Here is a 15,753-nt window from a genome sequence, read left to right as displayed (position 1 = left end):
CGGGTTTTTAATCTAGTCTAAAAAAAATAATCTTGCTGTGGTGTAATCCTAGCACTTAAAAGCTGTGACAGCAGACACACCAGTTAAAGTTTGGGACTGTGCAAGGATTTGGCGGAGTCAGTCGATTTTAAATTTTAGATTTTAAAACTCCACAGATTAATTTGTGAGCTTCAACTTTGGTCTAAAATTTGGCGATCGACCCTAAGCGAGCGTCAGGGCTTCAGTTTTTGGTCGGGGTCATCCGAGAAGTGTTCAGCAAAATCCGTATTTCTACTGATGTTTATTTTTCACACCATATTGTAGTCGCAAATTTGTTTAAACGCAATACTTCAATTAATCAAAAATTCTAATTTAATAACTGGCAAGTCAATAACACTTTAATCATAAATTTAGTCATTAGTCAACAGTCTTCAGTTATCTTTCTAAAGACTGTTGGCTAATGAAGGGCGAGCAGTAGCTTTAGGACAAAAAACTGCTCGAGTGCGTTGGCGAAGCCCTCGCAGAGGATCGATCGAGAAAGACAATTTTACGAAACAGAAGGCTCAATCCGAGCGTAAAACAAGCCACGAATTTTCACGTCCAGAGCAGGTCTAGCTCCCAAATCAGTATCAGAAGGCTGTACGCTTTCAAAAATACCGCCAATTTCGCCAGTAGCGCTGTTGACCTTAGCAATTTGGAGAGAAATTTTGCCAGCCTTGGTACGGGTGTCAGCTAACTTAACATTAGAGCGTTTCAGCTTGGAATTGTCAGTAGCCGGCAACGCGACAGCATTGTCGTAGCCCGTCGATACACCGCGACCTTTAGGGTCTAAAAAGCCTGCGCTGCGGTAAGAAGGAACGTTAAATTCCCCTTGGAAATCGGTAGAAGTATTGAGCGCAACGACTCCCGGATCGGAAGTAGCCACTAACTCTTTAATGGTGAACAAGAAAGGTACTTGCTCTCCACCCGGTAACTGAACTGTAATTGCTTGAAAGTCCAAGCCGTCCTCTTCTGTAAAAGTCAGAGTACCGTCATTACCAACCTTGAGCGTACCTTGAACTTGGTCAATGCTCGACGTGAACCGTGTCAACAATTTACCAGGCACAAATTCTGCCTCTTGGCGTTTGTTGGCTGCTTCTTCCTTCACAAAGTAAGTTGTGGGCTGCAAACACATACCAGTCAGTTTATAGGTGCCGCCCGCTTCAATCGGGATCGATCCCCGAGAAGTTTCTGCCAAGCTAGGGCAGTTATTAGCCAATCCCGTACCTCTAATCTCGTCGTAGGTGAGCAACTCGGTAGTCGCCACCGTGGTATCAGTAGGAGCAGAAGAACAAGCAACCAGCGCACTCATGCAAAATGCTAAAAGTGCAACAATTAAAGCACGATATTTCATAAAAAAAACTCGGTAACTGGGAAACTCACAGTCTTTAGACCTGAGAGAAAAACGACCAGGCGATTTCAATCGCCTTGAATCTTTCCATTACCGCCTTGGAGTTGTAAAAGTCCGGTGTACTTTTGTAATGTACTTTCGATGGGACAATTACCATCTCAAATCTTACAACCCTGTACGCATAATGTTCGCTCCTGATGGAGCCTCCCTTGCGGGGTAATGTTCGCCTCGACCTGGTTATAAAGGCTTGTTAGACCTGCGACACTGTTTCAGTGACTTTAAAACTGTTTAATCGCAGGTGACAGAGCGGAAAACTGGCGTCGCATTCGCCGGTGTCGTGACCTAAATAACGTCTCCTCCGTATAGGGGTCTGGTCAGAACAGCTTGCAATTTCTTACAAGCTCAGTGGCTTTTAGCCCTGAGTTCCTGACTCCCAACCTCAATATCCAACATCGGATTATATTAAGAAAAAGCCCTAGTTCGAGCAAAATATAATTGCCCGCCGGCAGGCTAGGCCAGCGCCATAGCAGCATTTAGATCCAGATGGCTCGCTTCACCGACACTGGCTTTCACTCAAAAAATCGAGCTAGTGCGGTGAAAATCAGCAAGAACTTATGATTTCTCAATCATGTTCGGATCGCAGCCCAATACACATGGTACGACGGGTTGTGCTCTTTTCCTGACTTGAACTGCAAATAAATCTTGCGATCGTCAACCCACTTAAGTTACGTTGCTTATTGGCCCCGAATGGCGATCGCCACTAGCTCGATTAGTCGGCTCACCAAAAGGCTGGGGACAAACGCCTTGTAGATTTCAAAGGAAGCAGCGGTATGGACAACGGCAAAAATTTAGAGTCAGAAAAGTTGCAGTCTCAACTGCAATCGCTGACAGAGGCGATTCGGACTTTAGCCGAAAGTTGTCAGGGAGACAGTGTGCTGCTTTTGACCCTGCTGCGGGCCCTGGAAGCTTCGCACCAGGAAATTCGGGACGGTTTGTTCCAAGCATCTTTTCCCGACAACCGCCAAGCAGTTTACAAACTGCTCAGGAATATTGAAGCCAATGGCGGCTGGCCTTACATCCAGCGTATGAAACTTCGATCGATCTTGGGGTACGCCCAACAATTATCTCCACTAGAAAACGATCCGGCCAAGTCTGAAAATGACTCGGCCGGGACTGAGGAAGACCTTAAATAGTGATGAGTTTTGAGTTGGTGACGTTGACATTAACTCAAAACTCATCACAGAAGGGCGCTGTTGCACCTAGAACCCGAAAGGTGTAGGAGGTACGGGTATCGGACTCGGCAGCATTGCAGGAAATACCGGCATCTGGCCGGGCATCGGCAAGAGTCCCGGACTCGGTGTCGGGGCGATCGAACTAATTGACACCATTGAATCAGGTACGGTAACAGTCGGCGCAGTCGGAATCCTCGAAACCGTCGGAGTTGGAGTCGTAGTCGTCGGAGTTGGAGTCGTAGTCGTCGGAGTTGGAGTCGTAGCCGTCGGAGTTGGAGTCGTAGTCGTCGGAGTTGGAGTCGTAGTCGTCGGAGTTGGAGTCGTAGTCGTCGGAGTTGGAGTCGTAGTCGTCGGAGTTGGAGTCGTAGTCGTCGGAGTTGGAGTCGTAGTCGTAGTCGTCGGAGTTGGAGTCGTAGTCGTCGGAGTTGGAGTCGTAGTCGTCGGAGTTGGAGTCGTAATCGTAGTCGTCGGAGTTGGAGTCGTAGTCGTCGGAGTTGGAGTCGTTTCCGTTCCCGTAGTAGTCGTAGTCGTAGTCGTCGTAGTCGTCGTAGTCGTCGGCCTGGGGGAAAACGTCCCACTCACACTGATAAAATCAGTGGCATCGATCAGCGCCGACGGAGTGTTGACCAAAATTGCTAACAGCTTCCCGTCGATCGTAATTACCGTATCTCTGAGATTGGCACCATTACCTTGGCGAACTTGCAGTTGACTGAAAGATAAACTGCTCGGCAGTCCAAAGAAATCCTCAGCCTCATTGTAATCAGTAATTAAAACCAAACTTCCCGGGCCGGCTCCCAATCCAAAAATATCACTGCCGCTACCACCAGTTAGAGTATCCGAACCCTCACCTCCAACCAGAGAATCATTACCCTCTGCCCCAAATAAATTGTCATTGCCAAAACTACCCAAAATTGTATCGTCGCCCAGACCTCCGGCCAAAGAATCATCGCCAAAACCGCCGTCGAGAACATCATTACCTTTGCCACCAAATAGGAAATCATTACCTTCATCTCCCATGAGGCAGTCGTCACCTTGATCGCCGCGAAGGGTATCCAAACCGCTGCCACCAGAAAGTGTATCGTCAGCCTTGCCGCCGAATAGTTGATCGTTGCCGGATTCTCCCAAGAGCGAATCTCTGCCAGCATTCCCGTACAAAGTATCGTCACCGTCACTGCCGGCCAAATAGTCGTTGCCATCAAGGCCAAACAGTTGATCTCGCCCGCTACCGCCGTTGAGAGAATCGTTCCCAAAATCCCCGTAGAGATAGTCATCATCACTATTCCCGAACACGGAATCGTCGCCGTCATTCCCTCTGAGGGTATCGTTGCCAGTACCCCCGGCAATCACATCATTGCCTCCGTTACCACGAACCAAGTCGTCCCCTGCATCTCCCAACAAGCTGTCTAACCCGTCGTTGCCATCGAGAGTATCGTTACCCAAACCGCCGCGAACCGAGTCGTCCCCATTGCCACCGGAAAGAAAATCGCGGCCTTGGTTGCCAATGAGCTCGTCATTTCCTTCACCCCCAAGCAGCGAATCTGCTCCATCGCCTCCGAGAAGCTGATCCTTGCCTGCGTCGCCCTCTACGGTATCATCTCCATTCGCGCCCAGCAGTGTGTCATCGCCATCTAAGCCCCGAATTCGATCGCCCTGCGGAGTACCTAGAATAAAGTCGTTGCTGTCCGTGCCGATCAGGTTTGCCATAGGGAATACACCGCTCCTCAATAAAATAAATTGTTTTAAAGTATGTCAATCGCCTGCGTGACAAGGCATTGCTGCTTGCCTACGTTAGCATAGTTGAGATTTTGGCAAATTGCTGAAGCGGCGCGGGAAATTTTGCCAGTGTCTGGAGTGGTGGCAAATAGGTTCGATCGTTCCGAATGCGAGTCCTCGGATGGATGCGGACTAAAGTCCTCACTACAAACCTATGTTTAAAACCGCTATCATCACTAATGACTAATGTTCGCTCTTCTGGGACATCACTAATGACTTTCTTGACTAACAGGTAGGACGATCGCAAATTCAGTCCCCTCACCAACCGCAGAGTTGCAGCTCAACTTACCACCGTGGGTTTCCACAACGATTTGACGGGCGATCGCCAATCCCAACCCAGTACCTTTTCCTACCGCCTTCGTGGTGAACAAATGGTCAAAAATCCGCTGTTTCACAGATTCAGTCATCCCCGCACCGTTATCGGCAATTGTAATTTTGATATGGCGATCGCCCTCCAAACCGCTCCGCACCCTGATACAATTAGGATTCGCTTCAATTCGATCAAAACTGCGGCCTTGACTTGACTCATCTAGGGCATCGATCGCATTGCTGAGCAAATTCATAAAAACTTGGTTCAGTTGACCGGGAAAACATTCGATTCGAGGCAGATTTCCGTAATCGGTGACAACTTCGATCGCCGGACGGTGTTCGTTAGCTTTCAGTCGGTGTTTGAGAATTAAGAGCGTACTGTCAATCCCTTCATGAATATTAAAAGGAACTTTGTAGTCTTTATCGGCTCTGGAGAAGGTGCGGAGGCTCGTGCTGATACCGCGAATGCGATCGCACCCCACTTTCATCGACGACAGCATCTTGGGCAAATCTGCTAAGGCATACTCCAAATCAATATCCTCAGCATCTTGTTCGATTTCTTCGCCGGGATTTGGCAGCTTTTCTTGATATAATTTTAAGTGGTTAATCACATCTTTGATGGTAGTCGTTGCTTCGTCAATATTGCCGTTAATAAAGCCGACGGGATTGTTGATTTCGTGGGCGACTCCGGCGACGAGATTGCCCAAGGCGGACATTTTTTCGCTCTGTACGAGCTGTAACTGGGCTTGCTGCAAGTCAAAGAGCGATCGTTCTAATTCTTGGGCATAAGCTTGAGATTGTTGGTACAAGCTGGCATTTTCGAGGGAGATGGCCGCTTGGGCGCACAACAGTTGGATGACTAGAGTGCGATCGTCCGTAAATGCCCCAATTGTCAAGTTATTTTCTAGATACAGCAACCCGATTAATTTACCCTGATACACAATCGGCGTGCACAGAACACTTTTGGGCTGTTGTTGCACGAAATACGAGTCAGCCATAAAATCGGTTCCTGCTGTCGCATCATCCAGTACGACGGTTTTTAAGGTACGTTTAACATAGTCGATCGCTGTGACGGGAAGCAATTCACTGCTTGCTAAGGGGATTGATAGTAAGGTAACGCTTTCATTTAGGTTCGCTAGGGCTTCCACCGTCAGATTATCGTCTTTGAGCAACAGCAGAGCAGCCTTGGTTGCTCCGGCATTTTCGATCAATACTTGCAGGAAGGTAGAGAGCAATTGATCTAGTTGAATTTCACTCGATAAAGCTTGTGATACTTTGCAAATGGTAGCAAAATCGAGGGATTCAGAAATGCTGCTGCTAGAGGAGATTGTTTGGATAGTTCGATCGCTCAATGAAGATTTATCAGCAGTTTGCAGGCGGTTTTCGGTGAGAAAATGGCGATCGCGCCCCGGTTGCAATATGGGAACCAGCAGTTGGGGATAGCGTTTTTCTAAATCATCGATTTTGGCTTTGGCTCCCCAGCGGGCATAGCAGTAATACGCTTCCTGCATATAGCCTGCGGCGACTTTTTCTTTGCCCCAGTCGAGGTAGAATTTAGCAGCGAGCTCGTTGGCTAAGGCTTCTTCTTGGATGTATTCGTTGGCTTTGGCTCCGGCGATCGCGCGATCGTACAGTTCTATGGCCTCTGTTTTTTGCTCTAAAATTCGATTTTTTTCGGCGACCACCAAATCATACTTATGCTTGAAATTCATCGGCGCATAGTCCGCCCATTTTTGCAAAGTTTCCTGATTAGACTCTACAATCGCTAGATCGGCATCGGGATAGTTCGCCAAAAGTGCTAATGAGTAATAAAATTTGTGCAAAGACACCATCATAGGTGAAAACTCACTGTTAATACACTCAGATGCCAAGATAGAATGTTCGAGACAGGCTGTATAATTTCCTAACAAATACAGTAGGATAGACTTCGCAACATATACAGAAAATAGCAGTGTAAAGCTATTAGATATTTTTAACTGAGGTATTGTCAATGTTTCATCAAAGCTTTCTCCTACCAAATGGGTTGCCTCCACAGATTCTCCCATTAGGTTCAAAGCAGCTTGCCTCCAAATTCCAAAAAAAAGCATCGAGAATTCTAATTTCAACTTAACTAATAAATCTCGATATTGTTCCTGCAATTGTTTAGTTTCTTTGAGATTTTCTCCTGTGAAGAAAAGGTGATTGCAGTAATTCATAGCACAGTAGGAAGCATACTCAAATTCTCCTGTATCTAAGCCAGCCTGTAATCCATTTAGAAAGGGAATTAAGCTGGCACGTCCACGCTCTTTATGAGGGCGAATAAAGACGTTAAAAATCAGTTGTAATTTAGACTCAATTTCTTTAGCGTGAAAACGTTCTAGTAATTGTAGCGAGAGTAACCCAGAGTGATACCCTGGATCTATATATCCCGGCTTAAGAAACAACAGCGCTCCAAAGCCATATCCAACAGCAGATAAGGCTGAATACCCATACTCAAAAGAGGCTTGAATGACAGCCAAGGTCACTTTAGGAAAAAGATCCGGTTGCGCGAAGTAAGCAGGACTGATCAGGCTCGCTAGGATTTGTACCTTAGCTAACTCAAAAGGATCCGTCATTGCCTGAAGAGAATTAACAGAATCAAGACTAGGTATTTCTATATTAGCAAGATCGATATCTGAAGAAAGCGATAGAGAAAATCCCAAAATATCTAACGCTTTTAAGCCAGTTTCTATTGCTTTTAGCATATTGTTTTGAGCAATATGAAACTGAATTTTTAGTTGATGGACTGCTACCTTATCCAAAACTGTTTTTGTATGTTGTAGAGTTAACTCTGCTAGTTCAGCAGAGCGAGCAAAATTTGCGTTTAGATACTCTAATTCGATTGTCTCTAGATGTAAAGCCAGACTAAATTCATACTGGTCTTCCCAACTATTTTCCGTCAGCAGTGTTAGAGCAGTATTTGAGTATCTGAGTGCAGCTTCATAGGCAGCAGAAGCTTTAGCCTTGCGTCCAGCAATTAAATTCAATTCAGCTAACTCATCTTTTGTTACTTGCTTTGCTTTAGTGAAGCTTTCCGCAGCTAGCGCATCTATTCCTAGATTTAATTGGTTGACAATATTAAAAATATTCAACTCCCTTTCTGTTTCTGTTATACTTTGCAAAAGCAAGAATCCAATTTTCAGATGGGTTGACTGTTTTTGGTCTTCAGCAATCAGAGAGTAAGCAGCTTGTTGGACGCGATCGTGGAGGAATTTATAATTAACAATCTGTGCATCTTGCTCCTTGTCGTGAATTGACTCTCCCACATAAAACTTATAAACTTCACTTTGTGGCAGAATCAACCCTGACTGCAAAGCTTTCCATAGAGATGTTGCCACTTCCGTTTGTGACCCAGCAGAGACAATCGCCAATGTATTTAAATCAAACTGATTCCCAATACAAGCTGCTAACTTCAAAATATCCTGAGTTATTGCAGGCAGTTTCTGCAATTGCAACGCCATAAACTCCACCACATCATCCGTCAGCGCCGCCTCCCGCACTCGAGCGATATCGCACTGCCACCCCCCGTAGCTCCCCCCTCGATCAGGGGGGGCTACGGGGGTAAAACTAATCAGCCCATCCTGATGCAGTGCTTTGAGAAACTGCGTAGCAAAAAATGGATTTCCCTGGGTTTTTTGCGCCACCAAATCAGTCAATGGTGTTGCCAAATCTGGAGTACAATTGAGGGTGTCAGCAATTAAATTATTGAGACTTTTTGAACTCAACGGTTCCAGAGTAATAGTATTCACAGTTGCCCCTGTTTTGACTACTGCATTCAGTGTCAGCATCAAGGGATGTGCTGCAAATACTTCATTATCTCGGTAAGCACCAATTACTAATAAATAGTTGGTTTTTGACTCGGACATCAGCAGTTGCATTAACTGTAGCGAGGCGGAATCTGCCCACTGCAAGTCATCCAAAAACATCACCAGGGGATGTTCTTTGGCGGTAAATACTCGAATAAAGTTTTGGAACACCAAATTAAACCTATTCTGTGCCGCAGTTCCTGAAAGTTCGGTCGCAGGTGGTTGTTGACCAATAATTGTTTCTAGTTCGGGAATTACTTCAATGATAACTTGCCCGTTATCGCCCAGTGCTTGCAATATTTGAGTTTGCCATTTTTCTAACTTTTCGTCACTTTCGCTGAGCAATTGTCCCATTAAATCTCGAAAGGCTTGCACAAAAGCTGAAAACGGAATATTGCGGTTAAATTGGTCGAATTTGCCTTTGATGAAATAACCCCGTTGCCGCACAATTGGTTTGTGGACTTCGTTAACTACAACTGTTTTCCCAATCCCTGAAAAACCAGCTACTAACATCATTTCGACCCCCCTCTGTCCCCCCTTGGTAAGGGGGGATGCAACGCGCTCAAAGGCTTCGAGTAGGGTTTTTACTTCGGTTTCTCTCCCGTAGAGCTTTTCTGGTATGATGAAGCGATCGCACAAATCCCTCTGGGCTACTGCAAAAATTCCAATTTGACCACTTTCTTCTAGTTGACGCAAACAAAATTCTAAATCAAATTTCAGCCCCAAAGCGCTCTGATAGCGGTCTTCAGCATTTTTTGCCATCAATTTGCTGACAATCTGGGAAAGTACCTGCGGGATTTCCGGCTTCATAGAATGTAGTGATGGCGGTTGCTTGGCAATATGAGAGTGTACCAATTCCATCGGATCGTTGGACTGAAACGGCAATTCTCCCGCCAGCAATTCATAGAAAGTCACGCCCAAAGAATAGAAATCAGTTCGATAGTCAATGCCGCGATTCATCCTGCCGGTTTGTTCCGGAGACAAATAACAGAGTGTCCCTTCGAGCACGTTAGGATTCATCAGAGTTTGAGTTTCCCTCGGCAGCAAAGATGCGATGCTAAAGTCAATTAGTTTGACTTGTTTTGTTTCTGGATTAATTAAAATATTGGCGGGTTTAATGTCTTTGTGAATGATGCGGTGGCGGCAGAGTATATCTAATGTACCGCTGATGTCGATCGCCATTTGCAGAAAATCCCTCAAATTCGGCGCAGTTTCCGCTTGTTCCCTCCATTCCTTCAGAGAGATTCCCCCGAAGTCTTCCATTACCAGCGCATAGCTGTTTTGGTAAGTTTCTAAGCTGTATGTTTCGATGATTCCGGGTAAATTGAGGTTTTTGGCAATGGTATATTGATTGCGAAATTGCACGAGTTCGCTAAAACTGGGATACTCGCTCCGCAGGACTTTGATGGCTACTGGCTGTTTGTCGCTAGTACGGAAACCTCGATAAACTAGGGTGCGAGTTCCTGAGTAAATGCGATCGACAATTTCATAACCTGTCAATGTAAAATTTTGAGTTGTCATACTTTTATTATTCGCCTCATCTGTGGGCTATTTGTAGCTTAACAGAAGAAAATTGAATTTCCAACTCCAGTGATTGTTAAGTAAAATGAACATGACATAGATCGCTCAATGGTTGTGATTCATGTCACTAAAATAACCCCCTTCTTAAACTAATCAGATTCTATTTTCATGAAAAACTAAATAGCAGCATCCAGATTGGAATCGTGAATAATAAAGTAACGCAGCCAATACCGATCGCAGTTACGGTCAATTCGCGATCGAGATTAAAAACTTCAGCCAGCAAAGTAGTACCAAAAGCCGGAGGCATTGCCATTTGCAGCACCAGCGAAAGCCGCGGCGCGCCCGTAATGCCAACAAACGTTAAACCCGCGCCAAATACCAAGGGAATTAACAGCATTTTAATTGACAGACAACTCAAAACTTGTTTGAGATTGTGCAAAGAATTCAACTTGCTCAACTGCATCCCGATCGTAATCAAAGATAAACTAATTACAGCCCAAGCACCTGTTGTTAACAATCCTTCGATTAATGTCGGCAGTGGCAAGCTGCGCGAAACAAATCCCATACCCAGAGCCCACAGTGCCGGATTCTGCAAAATTGCTCGCAGGGGACTTAACCAATGCTGGTGTAGATTGCTGTTACCGCAGCCAGAGGCGATCGCAATTCCGAGTAAATTGATTGCCGTACCAGTACCCAGCAAGTCGTAAAACAACCCCCAAGCAAAGTGTTCCGGGCCCAACAAAGACAAGGTGATGGGAATTCCTAAAAAACCCGTATTACCAAACATCGCCGCTAATAAAAAACTGCCTTGAGTCGGCAAACTCCAGGCGGTTTTGGCTTCCGAGGTATTTTTGCCTGGATTAATAGTCTTGAGACGTTCCTCGCCCCAGCCGAAATTTATCACAATCCAAGCAAGTCTGCCACCCGCTAGAATTGCCGCGCAAGCTATCAGCGGCGCCAGCAAAATAGGGCCAGAAAAATTGGCGTGGCGGATAAAAGTAACAATGCTCAGCGGTGTGCCAAAAAAGAACAGAAACTTGGCTAAATATGTAGAATAGCTTCTCGGTAGCAGGCGGCCGAGAATGAATCCAAACGCTACCCATCCGATTAAATTTAGATAGAGTTTGAGCAGCGGATTTGCTAAATTTAGCATTATTGATTAAATATTTTAGGACTTGCACGCGCGGTCATAAACCGAGTTTTTACGAATACTAAATCTGTAGGGTGCGTCAGCAACAGAATATGATGACTGCTCAAAAAAATCGCCCCTGACGCACCCTACAGTAACTAAGGTACGTTGTTGGGCTTTAGCCTCCTTTAGACTTATAGATAAAGAGGGCTAAAGCCCAACAACGTACCTCTCCCTACAATAACGATAATTTTCCTCAACAGGCCTTGACACCGACAAAAGGGCGTGTCAAGATAGTGTTGAGGAATAAATCAACACGAGTGAAAAGTATGGCACGGCAAGCAAAACAATCATCTCAGGTCAAAAGTTCCAGCAGCCAAGCAGCCTCGAATAATCGCACCAAATTTACCCTCTATAATTTTGCCGGAAATGAAAAGGCATTCTATTTAGTCGATCGCCTCAATCTCGAAAGAACACCAGGCGATATCCCCGAAAAATCCGTTGCCCACAGCATCATCATTATCGATCGCTCCGGCTCGATGTATTATGACTTAAAACCGCTGAAAGAGACCCTAGTCAAGCTTTTGACTTTAGACGAATACAACAATTACCAACTAATTGTCAGCCTCATTTCCTACGCTGACCACGGAGACGTAATTAGTCACTTTCAGCGAATTTCCATTCAAGAAGTGACGAAGATTGACTCTCAATACATCAAACAAATTAAAAATATCCAAACCGCTGGCTGTACCTGCATATCCCAGTCGATGCAGCTTGCTAAATCTCTCGTAAAAGCGGGAGAAGTGACAGCAATTAACTTGCACACAGACGGTTACGCAAATGACCCAAGTCCTAATGCCGAAGCAGCAAAACTAGCGGAAATTTGTGACGAACTTAAGGACATGGATGTGTTTGCCAACACGATATCCTATGCTTCTGCTGACTTCAAACTGCTCTCGAAAATCGCCAACACTTTATCGGGAAATTGCATCCGCGCTGGCGAAGTTAAAATGGTTTATGATGCTCTGTACGACAGCACTAAACTGTTAGGTGATTCGGTGGCGCCGCCGCTGGAAGAACCGTTAATCAAGGAATACGATTATCAAGTTTTTGTTTCCAAAAGCGGCAAGAAAATCAGCGGTTCATCGAGTACGCTGAAAATCTGCGGGCTGAAAGCAGACGATGCGGGACTGTTTTACAAGTATCAGCAAGTCACCAAAGATGAGTATGACAAATTAGAAGTTCCGGTTGCTCAAACTGATGAGTCGGTGTTTGCTTTTGCGAAAGCTAACCTCGCTGACGGCAATTTGAATACGGCGAAGTATGCGCTGGCGAGCACCTTCGATGCTACTTTGACGGAAAAACACGCTAAAGCTTTGACAAATGCTCAAATAGCCGAGTTTACGGAGGATTTGGAACAAGCTGTGTTTGCGCCTGATGTGTTGCAAAATCATGAAATTGGCGATCGGGTAAAAGTCAGCGATAAAATTTCCCTGCTGGAGTTGATCGAGATATTAGAGGAAAACAGCAACAGCATCATCATCAACTTAAAACACTTGCAAAAAAACTATCAACGCAAAGGTTTGAAGCGAGTTGAAGGAAAGCGAGACGAAAACGGCAACCTTGTCAAGCCTTGGCTGAAAACAGAATTCTTAGATGGTGGCGAATACGTGCGGATGGGTTCATTTGCGATCAATCAAAATACCGCTACCATCAATATGCTGATTACCAGGAAAGTTAAACTGGTAAAAGTTGAGGATGGAAGTGCGATCGCAGAAGTGGCAGGAATTCTGGTGACAGACCTCAATACTTTCAACAATTATACCATTGTCAGCGACGGCGAAGTTAATATCAAGTCGCTGCGAACCAAAATCAGCAGCCAAGCAGTGTTTGATTTGCTCAAAAAATGCGGTGTCATCGAGCAAGACGGCTCGCCTGCGGGAGATTTTGACTTCCATTCGGAGTACGATCTTAACTTAGAGAGTTTGCCGCTAGTGCCTTTTGACGGACGTTACGGCAGCCTTGACGGAGTGTTTGAGGAACTCGCCAACATTAAAATTCTCTCCAGCATTCTCTCGGCTCATTTGAAGGAAGCATCCGAGAGTTATACGGCTCAACAGTTGGAAGAGTTGAAACAGCACTATCTGTCGAAAAGCCTTTACCTCAACTTTCCGACGACGACGGAGTACACAGAGTTGAAAAGTGCGATCGCAAACGGTTCAGTAGATTCGCGAGTCAGCTACAAAATCGACATCGGCAGCAAAAACATCCTCAACTTCGGCAAATTGCACTCGGCCAACAAATTTCTCGATCGCCTGTACGAAGTTTACCACAAAAATACTGGGGAAAAGCTGGCAAAACCGACATTTGACATTACCTTAGATGAGCCTGTCGTCTTCGGGCACAAAACAGTTTCATCCCGCACCAAAATCACCAAAGTTGACGACTTAATGAAACAAATTTTCGATGACTTTTTGGGGTTGGAAAATAACGGAATTGTGAGCGCTACCTTAGAAAAAGTTGGTGCAGACAGTTTGCTGAGGCTGCTGCAAGCAAAATGGCACGAAGAAGATGTCAAGCGAGACGAATTTGTCGCTGCTTTAGCTAGTGCAAACGAGCAACTGGAAACCTACGCCGAAAAAGTGTACAGCGAGAAAGTTTCGCCGCTAGTTTTCTACATCGGTTCAACCGGACTTATTCCCGATGAAATGGAGGCCAAGGCGACAACTGCTGATGAAATGGGTGCTAAATACAGCAACTTGCAATTCTCTAAAGATGAGCAAGAAGGGATGTTTTTTGAAGTCGGCGATTGCATTATCAGCGTGTACGCTAAAAATGAGTATTTCACCGTAGGAAAGTAGCAAAAAAGGTACGTTGTTGCGCTTAAGCGCTCTTCGAGGATCTATGAAAGAGCGCTGAAGCGCAACTACATACCTCAGATAAGCGCTGTTTCATAAGATAAAGGGCGCTGAAGCGCAACTACATACCAAAGAGCGCTGAAGCGCAACTACATACCTTAGATAAGCGCTCTTTTATAAGATAAAGAGCGCTGAAGCGCAACTACATACCAAAGAGCGCTGAAGCGCAACTACATACCCAAGATATTGCTTAAAACGGGATTTCCTCATCTTCATCTTCCACAGTCTTGGCCGTCATCCGCCAACTGGTAATATACTCAATCTGCACATCAATTGTGTTAATCGCATCCCCCAACTGCTTTTGAATGTATTGAGTCAGCGTCACCATAAAATCTAATTCAATTCCCGCAGATTGCACAAGTTTAGCCAAGCTAGCAAAATCTACCTTCAAAATCGAAGAACTAGATAACTTAAAATCAGGAGTATTGCTCTTATTTTGCACCAACATTGCTTTTTTAATCCGTTCTTTCAGATGCTCAACTTCCGAATCCAGCAACTTCCATTCAGGGAAAATTTCTTGATATCTTTTCCCCAATGCTGTTAAATCCTCACTCTCGGGTTCCGGCGCAATTTTCTTAGTAGGAGATTTTCGCCGCTGCTGTACATTAGAATTCAACCGCCAACTAGCAATATCCTCAACTTGCAAAGATGGGTGAGTGATGAGTTGTCCTAACTGTTTTTGAATTTCTTTTGTCAGCGTCACCGGAAAATTTAAATCAATTTGCTGAGTTTGTGTCAGTCTCGCCAGCGTCATAAAATTAACTTTCATCGTTATCGAACTGGAAAGCTGAAAACAAGAGCTATCTTTGAGCTTTTGCGCCATCATTCCTGCTTTAAATCGTTCTTTCACTTCAGCGATTTCTGCATCTAGTGGCTTCCACTGAGATTCTATTTGCTGATATTTTTTCCCCAAGGATATCAAGTTTTCCGTTGCGGGTTCGGGGTAAGATTGGGCAAGGATTTCTAGCAAGCGGCTGTGCACTTTAGCTAAATAAACCGCGTCCATCTTGGCATATTCTAGCTGCTTCTCAGTCAGGGGACGCTTTGCCCAATCGCCGCTTTGTTCTGTTTTATCTACATAAGTAATGCCGCAAAGTGTTTCGATTAAGGTTTTGAGTTGTCGGTTGGGTAAGGGGAGGATATAAGCTGGAATCTGTCTCGACATTTTTAATGTACAAGTGACATTTTTGGCGTCGTCATTACCCAAAAATCTGATGTCATAGCTGGCGCTGTGGAAGACTTTTTCAATATTTGGATTTACCATGATTTGGTTGATGAAGTCTTTTGCCAATTCAGGTTGATCTAAGACATCTAGTAGAAAGGTGGCATCTCCTGTCGAATCGGTGGAGTCTGCTAACACTTGAATTAGAGATAATCTGGGGTTCGATTTATAGTCTGCTATTTCTGTGTCAACCCACAGGATTTTAGATTGCGAAAATTTAGCGATGAGTGCTTTGATGTCGTTTGCTGCTGTTAAATAAGGCATTTTTACAGACTTTTACTATTAACTTTATGCTTATATTATGCTATAGCAATTATTGTGTCAATTGTCAATGATTGAAGTGCCGCACATGGAATTGCACATTAGTGTCAACTTAAAGTCAGTCGTCAGACAAATTAGGTACGTTGTTGGGCTTTAGCCCTCTTTATAAGACTAGGAAAGAGGGCTAAAGCCCAA

The 15,753-nt window shown here is 44.9% G+C and carries 8 protein-coding genes; 2 read left to right on the top strand and 6 right to left on the bottom strand.

The annotated features are described in order from the left end of the window. Nucleotides 1-526: 526 nt before the first annotated feature. A complete protein-coding gene (locus QZW82_RS09260; RefSeq protein ID WP_293147303.1) occupies nucleotides 527-1,372 on the bottom strand; it encodes a photosystem II manganese-stabilizing polypeptide in 846 nt (281 codons plus the stop codon). A gap of 827 nt (nucleotides 1,373-2,199) precedes the next feature. Here QZW82_RS09260 and QZW82_RS09255 point away from each other — a divergent pair. Beyond that, nucleotides 2,200-2,562 carry a hypothetical protein gene (locus QZW82_RS09255; RefSeq protein ID WP_293147301.1) on the top strand — a complete coding sequence of 121 codons (363 nt, stop codon included), beginning with the start codon at nucleotides 2,200-2,202 and terminating at the stop codon, nucleotides 2,560-2,562. 66 nt (nucleotides 2,563-2,628) lie between these two features. On the opposite strand, the gene QZW82_RS09250 is transcribed toward QZW82_RS09255, so the two are convergent. The 4 genes from QZW82_RS09250 to QZW82_RS09235 form a co-directional block, all read right to left on the bottom strand. Continuing rightward, nucleotides 2,629-4,305 carry a calcium-binding protein gene (locus QZW82_RS09250; RefSeq protein WP_293147299.1) on the bottom strand — a complete coding sequence of 559 codons (1,677 nt, stop codon included), beginning with the start codon at nucleotides 4,303-4,305 and terminating at the stop codon, nucleotides 2,629-2,631. A 79-nt stretch (nucleotides 4,306-4,384) separates the two neighbouring features. Continuing rightward, nucleotides 4,385-4,621, bottom strand: coding sequence for a hypothetical protein (locus tag QZW82_RS09245; protein WP_293147297.1), 237 nt, complete (start codon nucleotides 4,619-4,621; stop codon nucleotides 4,385-4,387). After that, nucleotides 4,584-10,028, bottom strand: a complete 5,445-nt coding sequence (locus tag QZW82_RS09240) for an ATP-binding sensor histidine kinase (RefSeq protein WP_293147295.1) — start codon at nucleotides 10,026-10,028, stop codon at nucleotides 4,584-4,586. The genes QZW82_RS09245 and QZW82_RS09240 overlap by 38 nt, the downstream gene beginning before the upstream one ends. 166 nt (nucleotides 10,029-10,194) lie before the next feature. Continuing rightward, entirely contained in the window at nucleotides 10,195-11,181 is a 987-nt protein-coding gene (locus tag QZW82_RS09235) for an AEC family transporter (protein ID WP_293147293.1), read from the bottom strand. Between the two features lie 305 nt (nucleotides 11,182-11,486). Between QZW82_RS09235 and QZW82_RS09230 the strand changes: the two genes are divergently transcribed. Next, a complete protein-coding gene (locus QZW82_RS09230) occupies nucleotides 11,487-14,018 on the top strand; it encodes a VWA domain-containing protein (protein WP_293147291.1) in 2,532 nt (843 codons plus the stop codon). A gap of 247 nt (nucleotides 14,019-14,265) precedes the next feature. On the opposite strand, the gene QZW82_RS09225 is transcribed toward QZW82_RS09230, so the two are convergent. Continuing rightward, on the bottom strand, nucleotides 14,266-15,561 hold the full coding sequence (locus QZW82_RS09225) for a ribonuclease D (protein WP_293147289.1): 1,296 nt from the start codon (nucleotides 15,559-15,561) through the stop codon (nucleotides 14,266-14,268). Nucleotides 15,562-15,753 lie beyond the last annotated feature (192 nt).

Source organism: Microcoleus sp. bin48.metabat.b7b8b9.023, from assembly GCF_013299185.1.
GTDB lineage: Bacteria > Cyanobacteriota > Cyanobacteriia > Cyanobacteriales > Microcoleaceae > Microcoleus.
The sequence above is the reverse complement of the archived record's forward strand: the minus strand, read 5'-3'. Positions and strand labels throughout refer to the sequence as shown.

Bases quoted from the DNA above. Each gene is read 5' to 3' on its own strand.
- QZW82_RS09225 (WP_293147289.1), bottom strand. From the start codon at position 15,561: ATGCCTTATTTAACAGCAGCAAACGACATCAAAGCACTCATCGCTAAA.
- QZW82_RS09255 (WP_293147301.1), top strand. From the start codon at position 2,200: ATGGACAACGGCAAAAATTTAGAGTCAGAAAAGTTGCAGTCTCAACTG.
- QZW82_RS09240 (WP_293147295.1), bottom strand. From the start codon at position 10,028: ATGACAACTCAAAATTTTACATTGACAGGTTATGAAATTGTCGATCGC.
- QZW82_RS09235 (WP_293147293.1), bottom strand. From the start codon at position 11,181: ATGCTAAATTTAGCAAATCCGCTGCTCAAACTCTATCTAAATTTAATC.
- QZW82_RS09250 (WP_293147299.1), bottom strand. From the start codon at position 4,305: ATGGCAAACCTGATCGGCACGGACAGCAACGACTTTATTCTAGGTACT.
- QZW82_RS09260 (WP_293147303.1), bottom strand. From the start codon at position 1,372: ATGAAATATCGTGCTTTAATTGTTGCACTTTTAGCATTTTGCATGAGT.
- QZW82_RS09230 (WP_293147291.1), top strand. From the start codon at position 11,487: ATGGCACGGCAAGCAAAACAATCATCTCAGGTCAAAAGTTCCAGCAGC.